This window comes from Devosia sp. (genome assembly GCF_034675085.1).
Classification (GTDB): Bacteria; Pseudomonadota; Alphaproteobacteria; order Rhizobiales; family Devosiaceae; genus Devosia.
Map to the genome: position 1 here is coordinate 1 of NZ_JAUCDN010000406.1, position 2,428 is coordinate 2,428.

Consider the following 2,428-nt stretch of genomic DNA (forward strand, 5'->3'; position numbering starts at 1 on the left):
TTTGTTTTGTCGCGTTTCCGAACCGCAAAACCGTTGCCACTTTTGCTGGAAACGCCCTAATGGGCGTCGGCCGCGAAATCGGCCTGCCACATCTTCTCGATATTGTAGAATTCGCGCACTTCGGGGCGGAAGACATGGACGATGACGTCGCCGGCATCGACCAGCACCCAGTCGCAATGGGGCAGGCCCTCGATGCGCGGCTTGTCATAGCCGGCGTCGCGCAGGGCCTTGAGCATCTGGTCGGCCACGGCGCCCACATGGCGCTGGCTGCGGCCGGAGGCCACGACCATATGATCGGCCAGCGAGGACTTGCCGGTGATATCGACGGCCACGATGTCCTCGGCCTTGGCATCGTCAAGGCAATTGAGGATGACATCGATCAGGCTGCGCTGGGGGGCAGGGGCCTCGGGGGTGGAAACGGTGTTTTCGGGCAGCGCGGCCATCAGCAATGGCCTTCCGCCCATGCGGCAGCATGGGTCATGCGTTGGGTCAGCATCCTTGGTCTTTGAGCGGAATGTGCAGGCGTCTTGAAAAACGGCAAGCAGGCAGTTCCTGTTTTACGGTGACAATCATCACACCGGCATAATATGCGCATTTGATGACGGTTCCGCAAGCGGGGCCGGGCGGGCCTTTCGCCGGGCGCGGATGGCCGAGGACGAAAGGCTCGATTGCCGCCCGTGAAGATAGACCCAGGCGGGGGGCGAGAGCAGGGGCAGGCGGCGTGCCTCCTCCTCGTCGATGCGCCAGCGCGACAAGGCGCTGGCGGCCGGGGAGACCAGCGCGCGGCGGCTGGAGCCGGGGCGCACATAGATGGCCATGGGCAGGGTGGCGGCGATGCCGCGCCAGCGCTCCCAGCGATGGAAATCGACCAGATTGTCGGCCCCCATGATCCAGACGAAATGCCGGTCGGGCAGGGCATCGGTGAGGAATTTCACCGTCTGCCAGGAATAGGAAAAGCCATAAGCGGCCTCAAAGCCGGTGACGCGCACTTTCGGGCTGTCCAGCAGGGCCCGTGCCGCCAGCACGCGCTCGGCCAGCGGCGCCAGCTCGCTATGGTCCTTGAGCGGATTGCCCGGCGTCACCATGACCCAGAGCGCATCCAGCCCCAGCCGGCGCAGCGTTTCCTCCACCACCAGCCGGTGCCCCTCATGGATGGGATTGAAGCTGCCGCCGAAAAGGCCGATGCGCATGCCCGCCCCCGAGGGGGGGAGTTCGGTGATGCCGGCGATGCGAAGCGGGGGACGCAGGGTCATGGTCGGCAGGGCCTTGAGGTCAGGGCCGCGTCTGGCCGGTGCCGCGCAGGCGATATTTGAAGCTGGTCAATTGCTCGACGCCGACCGGCCCGCGCGCATGCATCTTGCCGGTGGCGATGCCGATCTCGCCGCCAAAGCCGAATTCGCCGCCATCGGCGAACTGGGTCGAGGCATTGTGCACCAATATGGCCGAATCGACCTCGCGGAAGAAGGTCTCCACCGCCTCAGAATCCTCGGCGATGATCGCCTCGGTATGGTGGCTGGAATAATGCTCGATATGGGCGATGGCCGCTTCCAGGCTGTCGACGATTTTGACGGCGATGATGGCGTCCTCATATTCGGTGCGCCAGTCGGTCTCGGTGGCCGGCGTTGCCTCGGGCATCAGCGCCATGACAGTATCGTCGCCACGGATTTCGCAGCCCTTGTCCACCAATGCCGAGAGGATGGGACGCAGATGGGTGGCGACCACATCCTTGTGCACCAGCAGGGTTTCGGCGGCGCCGCAAATGCCGGTGCGGCGCATCTTGGCGTTGAGGGTGACGCTGACGGCTTTTTCCAGATCGGCGCTTTTGTCGATATAGACATGCACCAGCCCTTCGAGATGGGCAAAGACCGGCACCCGCGCTTCGGCCTGCACCCGCGCCACCAGCGTCTTGCCGCCGCGCGGCACGATGACGTCGATATTGCCGTTGAGCCCGGACAGCATCTCGCCCACGGCGGCGCGATCGGTGGTGGGCACCAATTGCACACACTCCACCGGCAGCCCGGCCAGATGCAGCCCGTCGAGCAGGCAATCGACCAGCGCCTGGCTGGAGTGGAAGCTGTCGCTGCCGCCGCGCAAAATGACGGCATTGCCCGACTTGATGCAGAGCGCGCCGGCATCGGCGGTGACGTTGGGGCGCGATTCGAAGATGACGCCGATGACGCCCAGCGGCGTGCGCACCCGCTCGATATGGAGCCCGTTGGGCCGGTCCCATTCGGAAATGACCGCGCCGATGGGATCGGGCAGTTCGGCAATGATCCGCACCGCCTCGATGATGCCGTCTATGCGCTGGTCATTGAGTTCGAGCCGGTCGAGAAAGGCCTTGGAGATGCCTTTCTCCCGAGCCGCCGCCATGTCCCTGGCATTGGCGGCGAGGATTTTGGCCCGATGGGCGTTGATGGCACCGGCGGCA

The 2,428-nt window shown here is 64.9% G+C and carries 3 protein-coding genes; all 3 read right to left on the minus strand.

The features are described 5' to 3' along the window. Window positions 1-56 precede the first annotated feature (56 nt). Entirely contained in the window at window positions 57-443 is a 387-nt protein-coding gene (gene rsfS / locus VDP82_RS16990; RefSeq protein WP_323016011.1) for a ribosome silencing factor, read from the minus strand. A 129-nt stretch (window positions 444-572) separates the two neighbouring features. Further along, window positions 573-1,253, minus strand: a complete 681-nt coding sequence (locus VDP82_RS16995; protein WP_323016012.1) for a nicotinate-nucleotide adenylyltransferase — start codon at window positions 1,251-1,253, stop codon at window positions 573-575. A gap of 19 nt (window positions 1,254-1,272) precedes the next feature. Further along, window positions 1,273-2,428, minus strand: a 1,156-nt coding sequence (locus tag VDP82_RS17000; RefSeq protein ID WP_323016013.1) for a glutamate-5-semialdehyde dehydrogenase, incomplete at its 5' end; no start/stop codon positions are given.